Below are 21,625 nucleotides of genomic sequence, written 5' to 3' on the forward strand. Positions count from 1 at the left end.
TTTAGTGAGGTGAACGCGTGAGTTCGGCTCCCCCCCTCTCGCTGAAAATCCTGAACAGCATGAACCGGACGGGCTTCGCCACCGCCCTGGGCTTTGCGTTCGAGCTGTCGCCCTGGGTCGTCGAGCGCGCCTGGGACGAGCGGCCGTTCGCCAGCGTCGAGGCGATGCACGACGCGATGATGGCCGTGCTCGACGCCGCGACCACCGCCGACAAGCTGGCCCTGATCCGCGCCCACCCGGAACTGGCCGGCAAGGCCGCGATCGCCAAGCAGCTGACCGCCGAGAGCAACGCCGAACAGGCCAGCGCCGGCCTCGACAAGCTGACGCCGCAGGAGTTCGAGCGCTTCCACCAGCTGAACGCCGCCTACAACGCGCGCTTCGGCTTTCCCTTCATCATCGCCGTGCGCCTGAACGACAAGGCCTCGATCCTGGCGGCCATGCAGGCGCGCCTCGCCAACGACGAGACGACCGAGATCGCCGAGGCGATCCAGCAGATCGGCCTGATCTCGAAGCTTAGACTGCTCGACGCGGTGACGGACTGATGGACTACGACCTTCCCGGCTGGCTGAACCTCTCCCTGCGTTGGCTGCACGTGATCGCCGGCGTCGCCTGGATCGGCGCGTCGTTCTACTTCGTCTGGCTGGACAACAACCTGCGCCCGCCCGTGCCTGAAAAGGACGGCGTCAAGGGCGAGCTGTGGGCCGTGCATGGCGGCGGCTTCTACCATTCCCAGAAGTACATGGTGGCCCCGGCCCACATGCCCGACCACCTGCACTGGTTCAAATGGGAGGCCTACACCACCTGGCTGTCGGGCTTCGTCCTGCTGATCGTGCTCTACTACTGGCAGGCGCCGGTCTATCTGATCGACACGGCCAAGCACGCCTTCAGCCAGCCCGCCGCCATCGCCACGGGCCTGGGCTTCATCTTCGGCGGCCTAGCCGTCTACGAGGCGCTGTGTCGCTCACCCCTGGGCCAGCGCGGCCTCTGGTTCGGCCTCGTCTGGTTCGGCGCGCTGACCGCGGCGGCCTATTTTCTGTCCAAGCTGTTCAGCGACCGCGGCGCCTTCATCCACGTCGGCGCGATCATCGGCACGGCCATGGTCGCCAACGTCTTCCTGGTGATCATCCCCAACCAGCGCAAGATCGTCGCCGACATGTTGGCGGGCCGCGAAGTCGACCCGCGCCTGGGCGCGATGGGCAAGCAGCGCTCGGTCCACAACACCTACATGACCCTGCCGGTCATCTTCATCATGATCAGCAACCACTATCCGCTGGTCACGGGCCATCCGCTGAGCTGGCTGCTGCTGGCGATGATCAGCGCCGGCGGGATCTCGATCCGGCAGTTCTTCCTGCTCAAGCACCACGGCAAGATCCGGCACGACTTCCTGTTCTACGGGGCGATGCTGGTGTTCGCCGCCACGGTGGTCGCCAGCACGAAGCCCAAGGACGAGATCAAGGTCGAGGGCCCGATCCCCTTCGCCACCGCCCAGGCCATCGTCCAGAAGCACTGCGTCATGTGCCACGCCGCCTCGCCCACCCACGCCGGCTTCTCGGCGCCGCCGCTTGGCGCGACCTTCGACACGCCTGAGCATATCCAGACCTATGCGCCGAAAATCCACGAGCGCGCGGTCGCTTCGACCAGCATGCCCCTTGGCAACGAGACCGGCATGACCGAAGAGGAGCGCGCCCAGCTGGGCGCCTGGATCAAACAGGGAGCCAAGATCCCGTGACCGACGCCGTTCTGGACGCGACCAAGACCGACGCCGCCAATGACGCTTCGGGGGCGCCGCGCAAGCGCAACGCCGAACGCACCCGCAAGGCGATCCTCGCCGCGGCCCTGAAGGAGTTCGCCCAGGCCGGTTTCGCGGGGGCGCGCATCGAGCGGATCGTCAAGGCCGCCAAGTGCAACATCCGGATGCTGTACCACTACTTCGGGGACAAGAAGGGCCTGTACATGGCCGTCCTCGAAAGCGCCTATATGGACCTGCGGGCCCGCGAGGCCGAGCTGAAGATCGACTTCGACAAGCCGCTCGAGGGCTTCCTCGAACTGCAGCGCTTCACGTTCGACTATTTCGAGAAGAACCCCCGCTTCGAGGGCTTGCTGCGCAACGAGAACCTGCAGCACGGCAAGTTCGCGGCCCAGTCGCGGGTGGTCACCGAGACCGCCTTCCCGCTGCGTCGCACGATCGAGAAGCTGATCAAGAGCGGTCAGGATCGCGGCCTGTTCGGCCCCAACCTGGATCCGGTGCAGATCTATGTGACCATCGCCGCCATGAGCCGCTTTCACCTGGCCAACGGCTATTCGCTGTCGGCGACCCTGGACACCGACATGAGCGCCCCCGAGTGGCGCAGGGCGCGGCTGGACCACGCCCTGGCCTTGCTCGAAGGCTATCTCACGCGCGGGGCGCGCTAACGCTTAGGACTTCGGCGGTTCGGCGGGCGCGGCCGGGGCGGTCGCCAGCGCCGGGCCGCTGAACTCGGCCTCGATCGTCACCTGGACCTCGTCGCCGACGCCCATGGTCGTACCCGGCGCGGGCACGCCGAACGCCATTCCGAAGTCCGAACGCTTGAAGCTGCCCTTGGCCGAGAAGCCGACGCGGGCGTGCGGATCCATCGGGTGACCGGCATAGCCGCCATTGTAGGTCACGTCCAAGGTCACCGGCTTGGTGACGCCGTGCAGGGTCAGGTCGCCGGTCACCTTGCCGGTGTCGGGGCCGGTCGTCTCGACCTTGGTCGACTTGAAGGTGATGGCCGGATAGGTCGTCGCGTTCAGCCACTGCGGGCCGGTCAGCTCGGCCAGGAAGCCCTCGGGCGGGGCCGGCAGGGTCAGCGACTTCGGATTGATCGTCGCCTCCAACGTGCTGGCCGCGGCGTTGTTCTGGTCGAAATGCAGCTTGGCGTCGAAGTCGGCGAAGGCGGCCGTGTAGTGCGAGAAGCCCAGGTGATCGACCCGGAACACCAGGGTCGCGTGGTGCTTGTCCAGGGTGTAGTCGCCGGCCGGGATGTCGGCCTTGGGCGGCTTGGGCGCGGTCGCCGTCGGCGCCGCGGCGGCGGGCGCCTCGGTCTTTTTGTCGGCGGGTTGGGGCGAACAGGCGGCCAGCGCCAGCAAGGCGACGACGGGCAGGATTGATTTCATACGCTTCCCTCCAATGACCCCGGACTTGGAAGCCGGGCGCCCGACGGGAGCAGCAAGCCCCTACGCCGACGTAACGTCAACGTAGGGATGCGGTGGAGGTTGCGGGAGAGGTCCGCGTCAGGCGGTCATGAAGATCGTCATGGGCAGCGTCTCGACATTGACGCCCGTCAGCTTGACCACATTGTCCAGGTGCCCGCCGGTCGCGTCCGAATGGCCGACGAACACGAAGACGTCCGTACCGACTTGATAGGCGGCCAATCGGGTCGCCGTGCCGGAGCTGTTGATCGTCACCATGCTCATGGTCAGGGCGTCCGCGTAGCTGGTCGCCGTGCCCTGGACCAGGCTGACGTCGTGCGTGAAATCCTCGGCGAAGGCCAGCTTGTCGCCTGCCGTGAAGTCCTGGATCACGTCGGCACCGTCGCCGAAATTGTTCGTGGCGACCGAGTCGCCGGTGGCGAACTTGAAGATGTCGTTGCCGGCGCCGCCGTTCAAGATGTCCTGGCCCTTGCCGCCTGTCAGGGTGTCGGCTCCCTGGCCGCCGAGCAGGGTATCGTTGCCGTCCAGGCCGCTCAGCGTATCGTTGCCGTTGGCGCCATCTATGACGTTGGCGTTGTCGTCACCGGTCAGGCGGTCGTTGGTGAAGCCGCCGACTAGGTTCTCGACATTCCTGGCCTGCACCATCTGCCCCTCGGCCACATCCTGGGCCGTGGTGATGCGAAGGTCAAAGGTCGCATCGGCGTAATAGGTGTGGCCGTTACCGAGGTTCAGTGTGTCGAGGCCGGCGCCGCCGTCGATTACGACCGTCCCCACCATCTGGGGGGTCCGCTCGACATAGAACAGGTCGTTGCCGTCACCGCCGTCCATGGTCACCGCGAAAGTCCAGCCGAAGAAGGTGTCGTCGCCCGCGCCGCCGGACATGCGGTCGCCGCCCGCCGTCTCACTGGCGTGGAAGATGTCGTTGCCGCCTCCGCCTTCCAGCAGGTCGCCGCCGCCCACAGCGTAAAGCGCGTCCCACTTGTCGCCGCCGACCAAGTGGTTGACCACGCTGTTGCCGATAAGGACGTTGGTGCCCTTCCCGCCGATCACGTTTTCGATCGAGATCAGGGTATCGGTACCGCGCCCGTTGTACAGGACCTGCTCCGACTTGCCCAAGTCGACCCATACATCGCCATCGAAGCCGTCCATGAAGCTGATCGTGTCATTGCCCGCGCCGCCATCGATAACGTCGTCGCCGGCGCCGCCGATGAAGATATTGTCCTGGTCGTTGCCGATCAGCGTGTCGTTGTAGCCGGTGCCGCGCACGCCCTCGATGGAGTTCAGGGTGTCGGTTCCCCGGCCCCCTAAGTCGGACTGCACGGCGTTGCGCAGGTCGACCTTCACGGCGGTCTGGAAATTGTAGTCGTCGTAGCTGGCGATATCGACACCCGCGCCGCCATCCAGGACATCGTCGCCCGCGCCCCCGGCCAGCAGGTTGTCGCCCGCGTCGCCGGTCAGGTGATCGTTGCCCGAACCGCCCAGGATGTTCTCAACGCCCTTGATGTCGAGGTACTGACCCTGGCCGACATCCTGGCGCCCTTGGGCGGCCAGGCTGATCGTCAGGTCCGCGATGGGACCGTAGGCGCCGCGCATGTCGAGCGTGTCATTGCCCGCGCCGCCGTCGATCACGACGGTTCCGACAAGGTTGGCGAAGTGCGAGACGTTGAAACGATCGTCGCCCTCGCCGCCGTCCAGCATCGCCCCAGACTTGTTCGTGACCAGTTGGTCGTCGCCCGCGCCGCCGAATAGACGGTCGCTGGAAACGCCTTCTCGCGTGGCGATCAGCGTATCGTTGCCGTAGCCCCCTTCCAGAAGGTCGTTGCCGCCGATCGCCTCGAGCCAGTCATTGCCGTCGCCGCCTTGCAGGTGGTTAGCCGCGGCGTTGCCGGTGATCTGGTCGTTCCCCGACGTGCCGATCACGTTCTCGATCGAGATCAAGGTGTCGGTCCCGCGACCATCGGTCAGCACTTGGACACTCTTGCCCAGATCGATGATCACCGAGCCCAGCTTGCCGTCATCGAGATACTTGACCGTGTCGGAACCCGCGCCACCGTCCAGGGTGTCGTCGCCGGCCGAGCCGCCCATCAAGACATTGTCCTTGGCGTCGCCGATGAGAATGTCGTTGCCCGCGCCACCCGTGATGTTCTCGACGCCGCTCATCTGGACGCGTACGCCGACGGTGATCTCCTGTTCGCCCGTGATCCGCAGGTCGACCTTGTAGCCCTTGAAGGTGTCGGCCATGGCCGGAGCGATCTGCAGCGTGTCGATGCCCTCGCCGCCGTCGAGGATGGTCAGGCCGGTGGACACCGACAGGACGTCGTCGCCCCTGCCGCCGATCAGCAGGTCGCCGCCCGCATTGCTGCCGAACAGGTAGTCGTCGCCGTCGCCGCCATCCAGCGTGTCGTTTCCGCCCACGGCCTGGAGCACGTCGTCGCCAGCGTCGCCGAACAGGTAGTTCTCGGACGTGTTGCCGATGATGACGTCGTCAAAGGCCGAGCCCATCGCCGCCTCGATCGACGTGATGACGTCAAGGCTTAAGGGCCCGCTGAAGAGGGGAGGCACGGCGGGTTGCAGATTGATCGAGACGCCCACGTCGCTGAACGCATAATCGACCGTGTCGAACCCATCTCCGCCGTCGATGACATTGACGCCCGCGCCGCCCGACAGGTGGTCGTCGCCGGCGCCGCCGTAGAGCTTGTCGTTCCCCGCGTCGCCCCACAGGAAGTTGTCCTTGGCGTCGCCGGTCAGGGTGTCGTCGAACTTCGTGCCGTAGAGGTGTTCGATCCCGGTCAGGGTGTCGGTCCCCGCGCCGCCGGTGTTCTGAGCCGTGGTCTTGTTCAGGTCGACGCTCACGCCGGCCGTGGCGTCCTCGTACGAGGCCCAGTCCCAGCCCGCGCCGCCCTTGATCGCGTCGTCGCCGGCGCCGCCGACCAGGTAGTCGTCGCCATCGCCGCCATCCAGGATGTCGGCGCCGGCCGAGCCCCACAGGGTGTCGTCGCCCTTGCCGCCCGATACGCTGTCGTTGCCCAGGCCGCCGACCATCATGTTGGCCTCGGCGTTGCCGATCAGGGTGTCGTTGAAGTCCGAGCCGTAGACATTCTCGATGCCGATCAGCTTGTCGGTCCCGCCGCCGAGGGTGTTTTGGGTCGTGGTGATGTTGAGGTCGACCTTCACGCCGGCCGTGGCGTCCTCGTAGGCCGCCCAGTCGTTGCCGGCGCCGCCGTCGAGGGTGTCGTTGCCCGCCCCGCCCAGCAGGTAGTCGTCGCCGTCGCCGCCTTGCAGGATGTCATTGCCGTCGTTGCCAGCGAGCACGTCGTCGCCCGCCCCGCCCTTCAGCGTATCGTTGCCGGCATAGCCGTAGAGGGTGTCGTTGTCCGCGCCGCCAACTAGGACGTCGGCGCCCTGCGTGCCTTGCAGTTCCATTTTCGAGTTCCCCTGACCATGCCGCAACCTCAGCGTGATCTAGGGAGTGCAAGAGCGGGGCCGAACCGCTTTCAGTCATAACGGGAATATTAACGATGAAATCCGTCGCGTCGCACGGGAACTGTGCCGGTTCGACACAGGAAATCCTTACGGGGAAAAGGGTTGATAAACGTCGCGACTCGTTTCGATGGCGTCGCGGCGATCCGTAAGTTTGGTTGCTTCGGACCGTCGCGACGCCACGCGCGGAGGTAGTCCTAGAGTCCCAGGATCGAGCCGGCGTCGATGGACGAGAGGTTGGTTCCGGTCAGGATGACGAGCTGGTCGTAGGTCGTCCCCTCGTCGCCGGTATCGGCGTAGAGGAAGACGTCCCCGCCCATCTGCATGGCCACATAGCGCACGCCGGAATCAGCGAAGAGCGCACAGACCCTCCAGCCCCGGATCGGGGCGGGCGCATTCGCGATCAACCCAAGATGGATCTCAAGTGAATTTTTCTTCCATTAGGCGATAATTATAAAAGGCAACCATAGGTTAACATTGATCGCCGGTCAGAACAGCAGGCCCTTACGCAGCAGGGCATGGACGCCCTTCTCGCCGTTGACCGTCTGGGTCACGCGGAAGTCCACGGCGAGAGAGCAGAACTGATAGGCCTGGACACGCGTCAGGGCCGAACGGGCCGTGATGAAGTCGATCGTCTGGCGCAGGGCTTGCTTCATGGCCAAGTCGAGGTCCTCGTTGAAGCCCATCAGGATGTCGTGGGTCGGGGTTTCGGCGCGGGGCCAGGCGAAGGCGCCCGCGTCGGCCGCCTTGTGCAGCACGAAGGTGAAGGTCCCGGTCAGGCCCATCTCCAGCGCGTTGACGCAGACCTCGCCGTCGCCCTGACGGCCGTGGCCGTCGCCGACCGAGAAGTTGGCGCCCGACACCCACACCGGCAGATAGAGGGTCGAGCCGGCGACCAGTTCCTTGTTGTCCATGTTGCCGCCGTGCTCGCGCGGCTCGCGGCTGGAGAGCCGACCGTACTTGGCCGGCGGGGCCACGCCCATGGTGCCGAAGAACGGCGCCAGCGGCAGCTCCGGGCCCCAGTCCGGCTTGCAGACTCCGCGCGCCCGGTCGACGGCGATGTGGCTGACATAGCGGTCGGGGAAGTCCTCGGGCAGCGTGCCGGCCAAGGGCCGCACGGCGCAGTAGCCCCAGTCGTTGTTCGGCTCGACCGCCTCGATGCGGACTTCCAGCATGTCGCCCGGCTCGGCGCCGGCGATGGCGACGGGGCCGGTCAGGATGTGCGGGCCGATCCGCGCCGGGTTGCTGTCGTGGATCGCCCGGAGAGCGGTGGGCACGGCGTAGGGCGAACCCGGCGGCGGCATCACCTCGACGCCACCCGAGACGCATTCGAAGGTGACGCTGTCGCCCGAGTTCACCGTCAGCACGGGATCGAACGCCGCGTCGAACATGCCGAAGCGGACGGTGTCGGGGGCCGAAGCCAGGTGGTGATGCGCCATCAAGTAAGCCTTTCCTTACCTGATCATCTCGCGCCGACGCGGGCGCGAACCAAGGTTCGGCGGTCGCTGGCGGCGGCGATCCTCCTCGCCTGCCCGCTCGACGGGCGATCTGTGCGCGGAGTGGCGCGGGCTTGGGCGGAATAGGTCACGACACTAAGCGGGGCTGGCGCATCCGGCGAACCCCGGTGTATGAAGTTTTTTCTTACTTATGGAGCTTGGCCAGCATGGCGTTGGACGCGGAAACGCAAGGCTTTCTCGACCTGAAGGACGCCGAGATCGGTCCCTGGACCGCCGCGCGCGCCGCCGAGCGCGAGCTGACCCTTCCGCCCGCCATCCTGCCCGGCGTGATCGACAACGTCGCCCTGCTCCGCGCCCAGAGCGCCCTGTTCGTCGCGGCGCTGGCCGAGCACGCCGGCGAGATCCCGGAGAGGTTCGAACCGTGAGCTTCTGCAGCGTCGTCGAGATCGCCGGCGAGGTCCGCGCCGGCCACGTCACCGCCCGCGCCGTGACCGAGGCCACCCTGTCGCGCGTGGCGCGGCTGGACGGCGGCATCAACGCCTTCACCGCCGTGACCGCCGACCGCGCCCTGGCGCGCGCCGACGCGGTCGACGCCGACCTGGCCGCCAGTCGCCCCGTGGGTCCCCTGGCGGGCGTGCCGTTCGCGGTCAAGAACCTGTTCGACATCGAGGGCCTGCCGACCCTGGCCGGCTCCAAGATTCGCCGCGAGGCCGCGCCGCCCGCCCATGACGCGACCTTGGTCGAGCGCCTGACCGCCGCCGGCGCGATCCTGATCGGCGCGCTGAACATGGACGAGTTCGCCTACGGCTTCGTCACCGAGAACGCCCACGACGGGCCGGTGCGCAATCCGCACGACCCGACCCGGATCGCCGGCGGCTCGTCGGGCGGCTCGGCGGGGGCCGTGGCGGCGGGCCTGGTTCCGCTGACCCTGGGTTCGGACACCAATGGCTCGATCCGCATTCCCGCCAGCCTGTGCGGCGTGTTCGGCCTGAAGCCCACCTATGGCCGCCTGTCACGCCAGGGCGTTTTCCCATTCGTCGAGAGCCTGGACCATGTCGGCCCGTTCGCGCGGTCGGTCGAGGACCTGGCCTTGGCCTATGACGTCCTGCAGGGCGCCGATCCGCAGGGCGACACGATCTGCGTCCGCGAGGCCGAGCCGCTGAGCGATCGTCTCGAGGCGCTCGCGGACCAGCCCCTGCGGGTCGGCGTGCTGGGCGGCTGGTTCCAGCAGGGCGCGTTCCCCGAGGTGCTGGAGGCCTTGGGCCGCGTGGCCGTGGCGCTGAAGGCCGACGACATCGTTCAACTCGCGGGCGCCCAGGCCGCGCGCGCCGCCGCGTTCAGCCTGACCGCCTTCGAGGGCGGCGAACTGCATCACGACGACCTGGCCGCCCGGGCCATGGACTACGATCCGGCCGTCCGCGATCGTCTATTGGCCGGCGCCCTGCTGCCGGAGGGCGTCCACAAGGCGGCGCAACGCTATCGTACGATTTTTCGCGACGAGGTCCGCGAGGCGTTCCAGCGCTACGACATCCTGCTGGCCCCGTCGTCCGTCTGCCCCGCCCCGCCGATCGGCCAGGCGACCATGGAGATGGACGGAGTTCCCGTCTCGGTGCGCAAGAACCTCGGCGCCTTCACCCAGCCGATCAGCTATATCGGCCTGCCAGTGCTGGCCGCGCCGGTGAACCGGCCGGGCCAGTTGCCGATCGGCGTGCAGATCATCGCCCCGGCCTGGCGCGAGGACCTGGCCTTCGCCGCCGCCGCGCGCCTGCAGCGCGCCGGCGTCGTGGCCGCCCATCCTCCGAAAGGCGCCCTATGATCGTCAACGATCCCGCCGTGCTGGCGCAGGTCACCGCCCTGGTCGACGCCTACGAGACGGCGCTGATGACCAATGACGTCGAGGCCCTGGACGGCGCCTTCTGGAATTCGCCGCACACGGTGCGGCTGGGCGTCGCCGAGAACCTGTGGGGCTTCGCCGAGATCGCCGCCTTCCGCCTCGGCCGAGCAGGCGGCTCGCCGCCGCGCACGCGATTGCGGACCGAGATCACCACCTTCGGGACCGACTTCGCGATCGCCAATGTCGAATTCCGCCGCGACGACAGCGGCAAGATCGGCCGCCAGAGCCAAACCTGGATCCGCGTCGAGGACGGCTGGAAGGTCGCCTCGGCCCACGTTTCGCTGATGCAGGGCGGCGCCGACCAACGCCTCGCGTCACAAGAAGAAAAGCGCTAGAGCCCGCCCCATGACGACTGCGACCCCGACCAAGATCATCTTCGACACCGATCCCGGCATCGACGACGCCATGGCGCTGCTGTTCATCGAGGCGAGCCCCGCCCTCGACCTGATCGCGGTGACGACCGTCTTCGGCAATTCCGACATCGAGACCACGACGCGCAACGCACTCTATCTGAAGCAGCGCTTTGGCCTGTCGGCGCCGGTCTATAAGGGAACCGACAAACCGCTGACCCGGCCGCGCAACCCGTCGCCGACCTTCGTGCACGGCGAGAACGGCCTGGGCGATGTGGAGCTGACGGGGCTGGTTCCCGGCCAGCCGGAAGCCAAGCCGGCCCACCAGGCGATCATCGACCTGGCCCGCCAGTATCCGGGCGAGGTGGTGCTGTGCGCCGTCGGACCGCTGACCAACCTGGCTCTCGCCCTGAAGGCCGATCCCGAGGTCGCGACCCTGCTGAAGGCCGTGGTGATCATGGGCGGCGCGTTCGGCGTGGCCGGCAAGCCGGGCAACGTCACCCCGGTGGCCGAGGCCAATATCTGGAACGACCCGGAGGCGGCCGACCAGGTGTTCACCGCCCCCTGGAACCTGGCCGCCGTCAGCCTGGACGTGACCACTCAGGTGGTGATGTCGCCGGAGTACATGGAAGCCCTGGCCGCGTCGGGCGGCGACGCCGGCGTGTTCCTCAACGAAATCTCCAAGCCCTACGCCGCCTTCTACGGCGGTCGCGACGGCATCGTCGGCTGCTGCGTGCATGACGCGGCGGCGGTGGCGTTCGTGATCGACCCGACCCTGTTCACGGTGCGGCGCGGCTCGGTGCGCGTGGTCACCGAGGGCGTGGCCCTTGGCCAGACCTGCCAGAAGGTCGAAGGCGAACTGTTCGGCCCCTCGGCCTGGGACGACCAGCCGATCCAGGCCGCGACGGTGGCCGTCGATGGGGCGCGGTTGTTGAAGCTGTATGCGGAGACGATGGGGGCGGCTTAGGTTCTCATCCAAAACCCGTCATCCCGCGCTTTATGCGCGGGACCCATGGTTCAGCTGTCACGTGAGCGCGTGAGCTAGCTCCGCCCGTGCGGCGGACAAATGGGTCTCGCGAACAAGTCGCGGGATGACGGTCGATTTTGCGTGCTAGGCGCTACTTCCGCCACCGCTCCACGCCCGCCAGATAGGTTCGAGCCACCACCCGGTCGTCCCCCAGCACGGTCAGCGCGAACAGCCGATCCTCCAGGCTTTTGGCCCCCGCCAGACGTCGCGCCATCAGCGGCGTCGCGGCCAGGTCGAGCACCACGAAGTCAGCCTCCTTGCCTGGCGCCAGATTGCCGATCCGATCGCCCAGATCCAGCGCTCGCGCCCCACCCAGGGTCGCCAAGTACAGCGCGTGGAACGGGTCCAGCGCGTCGCCGCGCAACTGGCCCACCTTGTAGGCCTCGCCCAGGGTGTGGAGGATCGAGAAGGTCGTGCCGGCCCCGACGTCGGTGCCCATGCCGACCTTGACGCCCAGGGCGCAGGCCTCCTCCAGCGGGAACAGGCCCGAGCCCAGGAACAGGTTCGAGGTCGGGCAGAACGCCACCGCCCCGCCCTTGGCCGCCATCCGCTGGAACGCCTCGCCCTTCAGGTGGACGCAGTGGGCGAAGACCGAGCGCTGGCGCAGCAGGCCGAAGCGGTCGTAGACGTCCAGATAGTCGTTGGCCTTGGGGAAGAGCCTGGCCGTCTCCTTGATCTCGTGGAGGTTCTCGGAGAGGTGGGTCTGCATCCACACGTCGGGATGCGCGGCCAGCACCTCGCCGGCCATGGCCAGCTGTTCGTCGCTGCAGCTGATCGCGAAGCGCGGCGTGACCGCGTAGCCCAGCCGCCCCTTGCCGTGCCAGTCGGCGATCAACTGCTCCATGTCGGCGCGGCTGCTCTCGACGGTGTCGGTCAGGCCCTCCGGCGCGTTGCGATCCATCAGCGACTTGCCGGCGATCAGCCGCATGTCGCGCGCGAAGGCCTCGGCGAACAGGGCGTCGACCGAGACCTTGTGCACCGAGCCGAACACCAGGGCCGTGGTCGTGCCGTTGCGCAGCAACTCGTCGATGAAGAAGGCGGCGGTGTCGGTCGCGTGCTTGGGGTCGGCGAACGCCTTCTCGGCCGGGAAGGTGTGCTGTTCCAGCCAGTCCAGCAGCTGCTTGCCGTGGGCGGCGATCACATCGACCTGCGGGAAGTGGATATGGGTATCCACGAAGCCCGGCGTGATCAGATGGCCGGTCAGGTCGTGCGGCTCCTCGCCGCCCAGCCGAGGCGACAGCTCCGCATAGCTGCCGCAAGCGGCCACGCGGCTGTTCTCGACCAGCAACAGGCCGTCGTCGTGGAAGGCGACCGCCTCCGCGTTCTTGGTCGGATCATCCAGCAGGTGGAGGATCGACGCCCTATAGGCTTGCACTAGCGATGCTTTCGTCGTTGCGGATCCGCGCCGCTTCCTGGCGCATCAAGAGGTCGGCCGCCACCGAGACCGCGATCACCTCCGGCGCCTTGCTCTTCAAATGCGGCAGGCCGATGGGACAGGTCAGGCGGGTCAGCACGGCTTCCGAGAAACCATCATCGCGTAACCGGCTCATGAAACGGGCGCGCTTGGTCTTCGAACCTATGACCCCGAAGTATGAAAACCCGCCGCCCGCCAGGCCGGCCGAGACCAGGGCGTAGTCGAGGGCGTGGTCGTGGGTCAGGACCAGGCCGTAGGCGTCGGGGCCGGCGCCCATGGCCGCGGCGGCCATCTCGGCGGGTTCGGCGACGCGGACACCGGCGATCTCGGCGGTCTCCGGCCGGCTGTCGTACCAGAAGAGCCGAAAGGGCAGCGGCTCGAAGGCCTTGGCGATCGCCTGGCCGACGTGGCCGGCGCCGAACAGCAGCAGCGGCGGGCGCGGGGCGTCGGCGCGCTCGACCATCACGTCGCCGAGCGCCGGACGCGCGCCGCGCGCGGTGGCCGGGGCCTCACCGAACACGACCGCCGGCCCTTCGGCGTCGGTAGCCAGGATCGGCGCGACCACCTTGGTCAGCAGGCCGGGATCGAAGCGGGTGCGGACCTCGAACGGCTGGGCCGCGTCCATCCGCTTGGCCGCTTCTGTCAGCCAGTCGCGGCTGTTGTCGTTCAGCCGCTCCAAGAACAGGCGCACCCGACCGCCACAGCATTGGGCCAGCAGCGGGCCCAGCGGATAGTCCTGGATCGCGAAGTGGGCCTGGCCGCCGTCCAGCATCCGTCGCGCCTGGTCGGCGACGCGGTATTCCAGATTGCCGCCGCCGATCGTGCCCGACTGGCCATCGCGCCAGACGACCATCTTGGTCCCGGCCTCGCGCGGGGCCGAGCCCTCGGTGGCGAGGACCGTGACCAGGGCGGCCTCGTCATGCGCGTCAAGGCGAGCGAGCGCGGCGCGGGCCCAGTTACGCACGGACCCTCCTCCGCACATCCTCGCACGCCATCAGGATCGCCTCGGGGGTCGCCGGTGCGTCCAATTGTGGGAACACCCGATAGTCCCCCACGCTGGCCACCGCGTGGTTGATCGCCGAATAGACCGAGATCGCCAGCATCAGCGGCGGCTCGCCGACGGCCTTGGAGCGGTGCACCGTCGCCTCGACATTGCGGCCGGCCTTCCAGAGGCGGACGTCCAGATGCGCCGGACGATCACCACAGGTCGGGATCTTGTAAGTCGAGGGCGCGTGGGTCCGCAGGCGGCCCTCCCCGTCGTAGACCAGCTCCTCGGTCGTCAGCCAGCCCATCCCCTGGATGAAGCCGCCCTCGATCTGGCCCAAGTCGATGGCCGGGTTCAGCGACTTGCCGACGTCATGCAGGATGTCGGCGCGGGTGACCTTCATCTCACCGGTCAGGGTGTCGATCAGCACCTCGCTGCAGGCCGCGCCATAGGCGAAGTAGAAGAACGGCCGGCCCGTGTGGGTAGCCCGATCGTAGTGGATCTTGGGTGTGGCGTAGAAGCCGGTCGCCGACAGCGAGATCCGCGCCAGATAGGCTTGGCGGATGAACGCGCCGAACTCGAAGGTCTCGGCCCCGACGCGGACGCCGTCCGGGGTGAAGGCGACCTCGGCGGGCTCGACGCCCCACTTCTTGGCGGCGAATTCGACAAGCCGCACCTTGATCGTCTCGGCGGCGTTCAGCGCCGCCATGCCGTTCAGGTCGGCGCCCGACGAGGCGGCGGTGGCCGAGGTGTTGGGCACCTTGTCGGTGACGGTCGAGGTGACCTTGATCCGCGCCATGTCGACCTGGAAGGCCTGGGCCACCACCTGGGTGACCTTGACGTGCAGCCCCTGCCCCATCTCGGTCCCGCCGTGGTTCAGCATGATCGAACCGTCGGCATAGAGATGGATCAGCGCGCCGGCCTGGTTCAGGAACGTCGTCGTGAACGAGATGCCGAACTTCACCGGCGTCAGGGCGATGCCCTTCTTAAGCACCGGGCTCGTCCTGTTGAACGCCTCGACCTCGCGGCGGCGGGTCTCGTAGGCGCACGAGGCGGCCAGCTCGTCGATCAGCTGCGGGGCGACATTGTCCTCGACCACCTGGTGATAGGGCGTGAGGTTGCGGCCTACGCCGCCATAGAGGTTGCGGCGACGCACCTCCAGCGGGTCGAGGCCGGTGGCGGCGGCCACGGCGTCCATGACGCGTTCGATCGCCAGCATCCCCTGCGGCCCGCCGAAGCCTCGGAAGGCGGTGTTCGAGACCGTATGGGTCCTGAAGCGGTGCGACAGGATCTCGACCGCCGGCAGGAAGTAGGTGTTGTCGGCGTGGAACATCGCCCGGTCGTTGATCGCCATCGACAGGTCGGTCGTCGCCCCGCAGCGCGAGGCCAGCTCCAGAGACAGCCCGGTCAGCCGGCCGTCGTCGTCGAAACCGACGTCGTAGGCGGCCTCGAAGTCATGCCGCTTGCCGGTCATGACCATGTCCTCGTCGCGATCGGGCCGCGCCTTGGCCGGGCGGCCAGTCTTCACCGCCACCAGGGCGGCCGCGGCGGCGAACAGCGAGGCTTGCGTCTCCTTGCCGCCAAAGCCGCCGCCCATGCGGCGCACCTCGACGGTGACGCAGTGGTCGGGCTTGCCCAACACGCGGGCGATCAGGTGCTGCACCTCGGTCGGGTGCTGGGTCGAGGACCAGACGTGGACGTCGCCGTCCTCGCGCGGCGTCGCCAGTGCGATCTGCCCTTCGAGATAGAAGTGGTCCTGGCCGCCGATCGCGAACCGGCCCTGGACGCGGCGCGGCGAGGCGGCCAGCGCGGCCCGGGCGTCCCCCCGCGCCATGCGCTGGGAGGCCTCGATCTTCAGGTCCATGTCGCGGGCGGCGGCGATGTCGATGGCGGCCGGCAGATCCTCGTACTCGACCACGGCCTTGGCGGCGGCGGCGCGGGCGGCGGCGATCGAGGTCGCGGCCACGGCGAACAAGCTCTGGCCGACGCAATAGACCTCATTCGCCGCGAACAGCTTGTCGTCGTGGATGACCGGGCTGACGTCGTTCTCGCCAGGAATGTCCTCGGCGGACAGCACCAGCACCACGCCGGGCGCGGCGCGAACGGCCGAGAGATCCAGCTTGGTGATCCGGGCGTGGGCCCTTGTGCTCATGCCGAAGTGCACGTGCAGCAGGCCGGCCGGTTCGGACATGTCGTCGATATAGACCGCCGAGCCCACCACGTGGCGGGCGGCGCTGTCATGCGGCAGCGGCGCGTGTACGCCCTGGAAGGCCGCGCTATGGACGGGTGCGGTCACGGCGGAGTCAGCCACGGGCGCTCTCCGGCATCACTCGGGTTTCTATGTCCTGGCTCTCCAGGAACACCTTGCGCAGCATATTCCTCGCCGTCAGCGACCGGTAGGCCGCCGAGGCGCGCATGTCGCTCATCGGCGCGTAGTCGCTGTCGAGGGCGGTAGTGGCCGCTTCGATCGTCGCCTCGGTCCAGGATTGTCCGATCAGCGCTGCTTCGCAGGCCTTGGCCCGCCTGGGCGTGCCGGCCATGCCGCCGAACGCGATGCGGGCGTCGGTGACGACACCGCTCTCCACCGCCAGCGAAAACGCCCCGCAGACGGCCGAAATGTCCTGGTCGAAGCGCTTGGACAGCTTGAAGACCTTGAAGATCCGTCCCGCGTCGAGCTTCGGCGCGAACACCGTCTCGACGAACTCGCCGGGCCGGCGATCCTGCTTGCCGTAGTCCAGGAAGAAGTCTTCCAGCGGCATTTCCCGCCGCTCGCCGCCCCTGCGCAGCACCAGGGTCGCCCCCGCCGCGATCAAGGCCGGCGGCATGTCGCCGATCGGCGAGCCGTTGGCGATGTTGCCGCCGATCGTGCCGCTGTTGCGCACCTGGGTGGAGCCCAGCCGGCGCATCATCAAGCCGACGTCCGGATAGAGTTTCGAGACCGCCGTGATGGCGTCGACATAGCGGACGCCGGCGCCGATCCGCAGGCCCTCGGCCGTTTCGTCCAGCGCCTTGAGTTCGGCGACCTCGGACACGCTGATCAGCGTTGGCAGCGGCCGGCGCTGCTTGGTGACCCACAGGCCGACATCGGTCGCTCCAGCGACGATGACCGCGTCGGGATGGGCCTCATACGCCTGGGCCAGTTCGTCGAGCGTGCGCGGCGACAGCCAGCGACGGGTGACGCCGTGGATTTCGTCCTCGAAGCTGAGGTCCAGCATCGTCTCGCCGCGGACAGCCGACAGGTCGACCGCCGGCGCGGGCTCGACCTCGACGCCCTTGGCGACCTCGATGATCGGGCCATAGCCGGTGCAGCGACACAGGTTGCCGGCCAGCACCTCGCTCACCGGCGCGGTCGCGCCCTTGGCCGCGATCGCCCGGCCGTACAGCGACATGACGATGCCCGGCGTGCAGAAGCCGCACTGCGAGCCATGCTTGTCGACCATGGCCTGCTGGACCGGATGCAGAGCTCCGCTTTTGGCCAGGCTCTCGACCGTCAGCAACGCCTTGCCGTGCAGCATGGGCAGGAACTGGATGCAACTGTTGACCGCCCGCCACGCGACGCCCCCTTCCCCATTGGCGCCCTCGGACTCGCCGACCAGCACGGTGCATGAGCCGCAGTCGCCCTCGGCGCATCCCTCCTTGGTCCCCGTCCGGCGCATCGGGCCGCGCAGATGCTCGAGCAGGGTCGTCGTCGGATTAGCCCCGCGAACCTCATGGACCTCGCCGTCCAGCAGAAATCGGATCGTCTCGCCCATCAGCTGCCCCGGTAGGTCGAATAGCCGTATGGCGAGACCAGCAGCGGCACGTGCCAGTGCTGCTCGACGTTCGAGACGGCGAAATCGATGACGACGACGTCCAGGAACGGCGGGTCGGTGACCGGCAGGCCGGACGCCTTGAAATGCTCGCCGATCGCGAATTCCAGGCGGTAGCCGCCGACCTTCAGATCCTCGACGGCGAGAAGCCGCGCACGGCCGTCGGCGTCGGTGCGGAATTCCGCCACCAACGATAGCTCCGCGCCCTCGCGCCGCGACACCCGCACCGCGACGCCCGCCGCCGGCTTGCCGGCCGCCTGGTCGAGGATGTGTGTCGTCAGTCCGCTCATGCTCCGCCCTCTGCTCACGTTTCGAGCCGATGCTCAGGTGCTCCGGACGCTCTGTCCAGCGCCTTGCCCCACACGGCCGCGCCGGAAGGACGAGCGCCGTCGAAGGCAGCGCGCGGCGCCCGAAGCGGAGGCATTATATAATAGATTTATTACTTAAGAGAGCCGGAATCGCCCTCGCGCCGCGCCGGCGACTGGTACCGCTACCAAGAAAAAACGCCCAATCGGCGGCGAAGGGTTGGAATTGCCGGGCCAACCCCGCTAGCAAGGCACTGACGCTTCGCAATCAGACGGAGCGCGAGTTCGAGCCGCGCAGGCCGCCAGAGGAACGATCGATGGACGAGGATTTCCGTAAAGCCGCCCTGGACTACCACCGTCTTCCGCGGCCCGGGAAACTGGCGATCGAAGCCACCAAGCGCATGGCCACCCAGCGCGACCTCGCCCTCGCCTATTCGCCCGGCGTCGCCGCGCCCTGCCTGGCCATCGCCGAAAACCCGGATCTGGCCCGCGACTACACCGCGCGCGGCAATCTGGTGGCCGTGATCTCGAACGGCACCGCCGTCCTGGGCCTGGGCGACATCGGCCCGCTGGCCTCGAAGCCGGTGATGGAAGGCAAGGCCGTCCTGTTCAAGAAGTTCGCCGGCATCGACGTGTTCGACATCGAGGTCGACGCCAAGGATCCCGATCGCTTCATCGAAGTTGTCGCGGCCCTGGAGCCGACCTTCGGCGGCGTCAATCTCGAGGACATCAAGGCCCCCGAGTGCTTCGTCATCGAGCGCAAACTGCGCGAGCGGATGAACATCCCGGTTTTCCATGACGACCAGCATGGCACCGCCATCGTCTGCGCCGCCGCCGTCCGCAACGCCTTGCTCGTCCAGGGCAAGACCCTGAAGGACGTCAAGCTGGTCACTTCGGGCGCCGGCGCGGCCGCCCTGGCCTGCGTCGACCTACTGGTCTCGATGGGCCTGCCGGTCGAGAACGTCACCCTGACCGACATCAAGGGCGTGGTGCACGCCGGCCGCGAGCCGGACATGCCCGACAACATGGCTCGCTACGCGCGCCAGACCGACGCCCGCACCTTGCCCGAAGTGCTGCCGGGCGCCGACATCTTCCTGGGGCTGTCGGCCCCGCGCGTGTTCAAGCAGGAGTGGCTGCCGCTGCTGGCGCCCAATCCGTTGATCCTGGCCATGGCCAATCCGGATCCGGAGATCCTGCCCGAGCTGGTCTATGCCGCCCGCCCCGACGCCATCATGGCCACCGGCCGCAGCGACTATCCCAACCAGGTCAACAACGTCCTCTGCTTCCCCTTCATCTTCCGGGGCGCCCTGGACGTCGGGGCCAGCGAGATCAACGAGGCGATGAAGGTCGCCGCCGTCGAGGCGATCGCCGAACTGGCCCGCGCCGAGGCGTCGGAAGTCGTGGCCTCGGCCTATGGCGGCGCGGCGCCGGTGTTCGGCGCCCAGTATATCATTCCCAAGCCCTTCGACCCGCGCCTGATCCTGCAGATCGCCCCGGCCGTGGCCCGCGCCGCGATGGACAGCGGCGTCGCCACCCGGCCGATCGCCGACTTCGACGCCTACCAGGCCGAGCTCGAACTGTTCGTCTACCGCTCGGGCCAGCTGATGCGGCCGGTGTTCGAGCGCGCTCGCAAGGCGCCGGTCAAGGTGGCCTACGCCGAGGGCGAGGACGAGCGCGTGCTCCGCGCGGTCCAGACCGTGGTCGACGAAGGCCTGGCCCAGCCTGTGCTGGTCGGCCGCCGCGACGTCATCAAGGCCAAGGTCGAGGAGATGGGCCTACGCCTGGATCTGGGCGGGGCGATCGAGATCGTCGATCCCCAGACCGACAAGGACCTGTTCGGCCCGCTGGTCGCCGACTATCAGCGCCTGGTCGGCCGGCGCGGCGTGCCGCCCAGCGCCGCCGAGCGTCGCGTCCAGGGCCGCCGCACCGTCGCCGCCTCGATGCTGCTGGCCTCGGGCTATGTCGAGGCCGCCCTGGTCGGCGGCAGCGGCGACTGGTGGCAGCATATGAAATACGCCCTGCCGATCATCCCCAAGCGGGACAATGTCAGCCGCGTCTACGCCATGTCGACGCTGATCCTGCAGACCGGCACGCTGTTCTTCTGCGACACCCACGTCAATGTCGACCCGACCGCCGACCAGATCTGCGAGGTCACCCAGCTGGCCGCCGAGGCGGTGCGGCGCTTTGGCCTGACGCCCAAGGCCGCCCTGCTCTCGCACTCCTCGTTCGGGGCCAGCAACTCGCCGACCGCCCGCAAGATGCGCGAGGCCCTGGCCCTGCTACGGGCCCAGGCGCCGGACCTCGAGGTCGATGGCGAGATGCACGCCGACGCCGCCCTCAGCCAGCACCTGCGCGACCGCATGGTGGCCGACAGTCCGCTGAAAGGTTCGGCCAATCTGTTGGTCATGCCGACCCTGGACGCGGCCAATATCGGCCTGACCCTGCTCAGCGCCGCCACGGAATCCCTGCTGGTCGGCCCGATCCTGCTGGGCATGAGCAAACCGGTGCACGTGCTGATCCCCAGCGTCACCGCGCGCGGCATCGTCAACCTGACCGCCCTGGCGGTGAATCAGGCGGCCTCGGACAAGGCCCGGGCGAGCGTCTAGAGACCGCTTCCGGGGCTGATTCCGAATGCCAAGAAGCCCCGTCCGACGCTTCAGCGTCGGCGGGGCCTCTCAAAACGCTCTGAAAAGGCCGTCCGTCCGGGCGGCCTTTTCGTTTCGGCGCGCTTAGAGGATGCGCAGGTTGCCGGCCGAGGTCTTGCCCGAGCGGCGGTCCTGTTCAAGCTCGTAACCGACCTGCTGGCCTTCGTTCAGGCCGCGCAGACCGGCGCGTTCCACGGCCGAGATGTGCACGAACACATCGCCGCCGCCATTGTCCGGCTGGATGAAGCCGAAGCCCTTGGTGGTGTTGAACCACTTCACGACGCCGGTGCCGGCTTCGCCGGTGCCGCCCGAGAAGCCGCCGCCACCGCCGCCGCGCGGACCGTCGAAGCTGCGCGGGGGACGAGCGCCGCCACGAGCGCCACCGCCGCCGCCGGCCGGAACGGCGCCGTGACCCGTGACGCGCAGTTGACCGGCCGAGGTCTTGCCCGAGCGGCGGTCTTCTTCCAGCTCGTAATTGACTTGATCACCTTCGTTCAGGCCCGCCAGGCCCGAGCGTTCAACCGCGGCGATGTGGACGAACACGTCCTGGCCGCCGTCCTCGGGCTGAATGAAACCAAAGCCCTTGGCCGGGTTGAACCACTTAACGACACCGTTCGCCATATTATCCTCAAACACCTCAATCGACGGGCTGATAGTCGGCCCGCGTCCTTCCGACGGAAGTCATGACGCAAAACCGCGCCACGCGCTATGGGCTTTGAACGGAGAAAATCGGCATCAAGGCGGCATCGGCCACAAAAATTCGCGCTTCGGGCTGCGAGCGTTGCCAAAATGCCGCTATAGGTTGCACGCCGAGGTATAAAAAAGCCCTGGCCGCAAGCGGACAGGGCGTCGGATGCCGAAACGGGACCTTGGGTGCGGGGACAGGATTTGAACCTGTGACCTTCAGGTTATGAGCCTGACGAGCTACCGGGCTGCTCCACCCCGCGTCAGGGTGTTGTTGATTGTGCTGGCAGGGTGTTGGACTTGAAGAGGATATCCTTTTGGCGGACCTGGCGGCGACCTACTCTCCCGCGCCTTGAGACGAAGTACCATTGGCCCAGGGGGACTTAACGACCGAGTTCGGAATG

The 21,625-nt window shown here is 67.8% G+C and carries 18 protein-coding genes, 1 tRNA gene, 1 rRNA gene and 1 pseudogene; 8 read left to right on the forward strand and 13 right to left on the reverse strand.

Translation table 11 applies throughout. The features are described 5' to 3' along the window. The first annotated feature begins 17 nt into the window (after positions 1 to 17). From uraD to ABIC66_RS08505, 3 genes are read left to right on the forward strand one after another with little or no spacing between them, the layout of a single operon-like run. Positions 18 to 542 (forward strand): 2-oxo-4-hydroxy-4-carboxy-5-ureidoimidazoline decarboxylase, encoded by a 525-nt coding sequence (uraD, locus tag ABIC66_RS08495; protein WP_354069345.1) that lies wholly within the window; start codon positions 18 to 20, stop codon positions 540 to 542. Then, a complete protein-coding gene (locus ABIC66_RS08500) occupies positions 542 to 1,729 on the forward strand; it encodes a urate hydroxylase PuuD (RefSeq protein WP_354069347.1) in 1,188 nt (395 codons plus the stop codon). The genes uraD and ABIC66_RS08500 overlap by 1 nt, the downstream gene beginning before the upstream one ends. Then, positions 1,726 to 2,412: a TetR/AcrR family transcriptional regulator gene (locus ABIC66_RS08505; RefSeq protein ID WP_354069349.1), complete on the forward strand. Its 687-nt coding sequence runs from the start codon at positions 1,726 to 1,728 to the stop codon at positions 2,410 to 2,412. The genes ABIC66_RS08500 and ABIC66_RS08505 overlap by 4 nt, the downstream gene beginning before the upstream one ends. A 3-nt stretch (positions 2,413 to 2,415) precedes the next feature. Here ABIC66_RS08505 and ABIC66_RS08510 read toward each other — a convergent pair whose 3' ends face one another. The 4 genes from ABIC66_RS08510 to ABIC66_RS08525 all read right to left on the reverse strand — a co-directional run bounded on the left by ABIC66_RS08510 (position 2,416) and on the right by ABIC66_RS08525 (position 8,093). After that, positions 2,416 to 3,135 carry a YceI family protein gene (locus tag ABIC66_RS08510; RefSeq protein ID WP_354069350.1) on the reverse strand — a complete coding sequence of 240 codons (720 nt, stop codon included), beginning with the start codon at positions 3,133 to 3,135 and terminating at the stop codon, positions 2,416 to 2,418. 117 nt (positions 3,136 to 3,252) lie between these two features. Then, on the reverse strand, positions 3,253 to 6,594 hold the full coding sequence (locus ABIC66_RS08515; protein WP_354069352.1) for a hypothetical protein: 3,342 nt from the start codon (positions 6,592 to 6,594) through the stop codon (positions 3,253 to 3,255). A gap of 254 nt (positions 6,595 to 6,848) precedes the next feature. Next, positions 6,849 to 6,992, reverse strand: a complete 144-nt coding sequence (locus tag ABIC66_RS08520) for a hypothetical protein (protein ID WP_354069354.1) — start codon at positions 6,990 to 6,992, stop codon at positions 6,849 to 6,851. Between the two features lie 147 nt (positions 6,993 to 7,139). Next, the gene (locus ABIC66_RS08525) at positions 7,140 to 8,093 is read right to left on the reverse strand and encodes an acetamidase/formamidase family protein (protein WP_354069355.1); all 954 of its coding nucleotides are present in this window, start codon (positions 8,091 to 8,093) and stop codon (positions 7,140 to 7,142) included. 221 nt (positions 8,094 to 8,314) lie between these two features. Between ABIC66_RS08525 and ABIC66_RS08530 the strand changes: the two genes are divergently transcribed. The 4 genes from ABIC66_RS08530 to ABIC66_RS08545 are packed head-to-tail and all read left to right on the forward strand — an operon-like array spanning position 8,315 to position 11,319. Then, entirely contained in the window at positions 8,315 to 8,533 is a 219-nt protein-coding gene (locus ABIC66_RS08530) for a hypothetical protein (protein WP_354069357.1), read from the forward strand. Further along, positions 8,530 to 9,924: an AtzE family amidohydrolase gene (locus tag ABIC66_RS08535; protein WP_354069359.1), complete on the forward strand. Its 1,395-nt coding sequence runs from the start codon at positions 8,530 to 8,532 to the stop codon at positions 9,922 to 9,924. Before ABIC66_RS08530 ends, ABIC66_RS08535 begins: the two co-directional genes overlap by 4 nt. Beyond that, on the forward strand, positions 9,921 to 10,337 hold the full coding sequence (hpxZ, locus tag ABIC66_RS08540) for an oxalurate catabolism protein HpxZ (protein WP_354069361.1): 417 nt from the start codon (positions 9,921 to 9,923) through the stop codon (positions 10,335 to 10,337). Before ABIC66_RS08535 ends, hpxZ begins: the two co-directional genes overlap by 4 nt. A gap of 10 nt (positions 10,338 to 10,347) precedes the next feature. After that, a complete protein-coding gene (locus ABIC66_RS08545) occupies positions 10,348 to 11,319 on the forward strand; it encodes a nucleoside hydrolase (RefSeq protein WP_354069363.1) in 972 nt (323 codons plus the stop codon). 151 nt (positions 11,320 to 11,470) lie between these two features. Here the strand turns inward: ABIC66_RS08545 and guaD are convergent, their stop codons facing one another. From guaD to uraH, 5 genes are read right to left on the reverse strand one after another with little or no spacing between them, the layout of a single operon-like run. Continuing rightward, on the reverse strand, positions 11,471 to 12,754 hold the full coding sequence (guaD, locus tag ABIC66_RS08550) for a guanine deaminase (protein ID WP_354069364.1): 1,284 nt from the start codon (positions 12,752 to 12,754) through the stop codon (positions 11,471 to 11,473). Continuing rightward, entirely contained in the window at positions 12,741 to 13,757 is a 1,017-nt protein-coding gene (gene xdhC / locus ABIC66_RS08555; protein WP_354069365.1) for a xanthine dehydrogenase accessory protein XdhC, read from the reverse strand. The genes guaD and xdhC overlap by 14 nt, the downstream gene beginning before the upstream one ends. After that, complete coding sequence (gene xdhB / locus ABIC66_RS08560; protein ID WP_354069367.1) at positions 13,750 to 16,089, reverse strand: xanthine dehydrogenase molybdopterin binding subunit; 2,340 nt, start codon at positions 16,087 to 16,089, stop codon at positions 13,750 to 13,752. Before xdhB ends, xdhC begins: the two co-directional genes overlap by 8 nt. Further along, positions 16,082 to 17,530: a xanthine dehydrogenase small subunit gene (xdhA, locus tag ABIC66_RS08565; protein ID WP_354069369.1), complete on the reverse strand. Its 1,449-nt coding sequence runs from the start codon at positions 17,528 to 17,530 to the stop codon at positions 16,082 to 16,084. Before xdhA ends, xdhB begins: the two co-directional genes overlap by 8 nt. Next, a complete protein-coding gene (gene uraH / locus ABIC66_RS08570) occupies positions 17,530 to 17,877 on the reverse strand; it encodes a hydroxyisourate hydrolase (protein ID WP_354069371.1) in 348 nt (115 codons plus the stop codon). Before uraH ends, xdhA begins: the two co-directional genes overlap by 1 nt. A gap of 332 nt (positions 17,878 to 18,209) precedes the next feature. Here uraH and ABIC66_RS08575 point away from each other — a divergent pair, with 332 nt between their 5' ends. Beyond that, on the forward strand, positions 18,210 to 20,498 hold the full coding sequence (locus tag ABIC66_RS08575) for an NADP-dependent malic enzyme (protein WP_354069373.1): 2,289 nt from the start codon (positions 18,210 to 18,212) through the stop codon (positions 20,496 to 20,498). Between the two features lie 123 nt (positions 20,499 to 20,621). Here the strand turns inward: ABIC66_RS08575 and ABIC66_RS08580 are convergent, their stop codons facing one another. From ABIC66_RS08580 to rrf, 4 genes and pseudogenes are all read right to left on the reverse strand, one after another. Continuing rightward, the gene (locus ABIC66_RS08580; protein WP_035017693.1) at positions 20,622 to 20,816 is read right to left on the reverse strand and encodes a cold-shock protein; all 195 of its coding nucleotides are present in this window, start codon (positions 20,814 to 20,816) and stop codon (positions 20,622 to 20,624) included. Between the two features lie 138 nt (positions 20,817 to 20,954). Further along, positions 20,955 to 21,158, reverse strand: a pseudogene (locus ABIC66_RS08585) (cold-shock protein); the annotation flags it as partial. Positions 21,159 to 21,407: 249 nt separating this feature from the next. Continuing rightward, a tRNA-Met gene (locus ABIC66_RS08590) sits at positions 21,408 to 21,484 on the reverse strand. Between the two features lie 61 nt (positions 21,485 to 21,545). After that, positions 21,546 to 21,625: ribosomal RNA gene (rrf, locus tag ABIC66_RS24190) — 5S ribosomal RNA — on the reverse strand; the annotation flags it as partial.

Source organism: Caulobacter sp. 1776 (assembly GCF_040545685.1).
Taxonomy (GTDB): Bacteria; Pseudomonadota; Alphaproteobacteria; order Caulobacterales; family Caulobacteraceae; genus Caulobacter.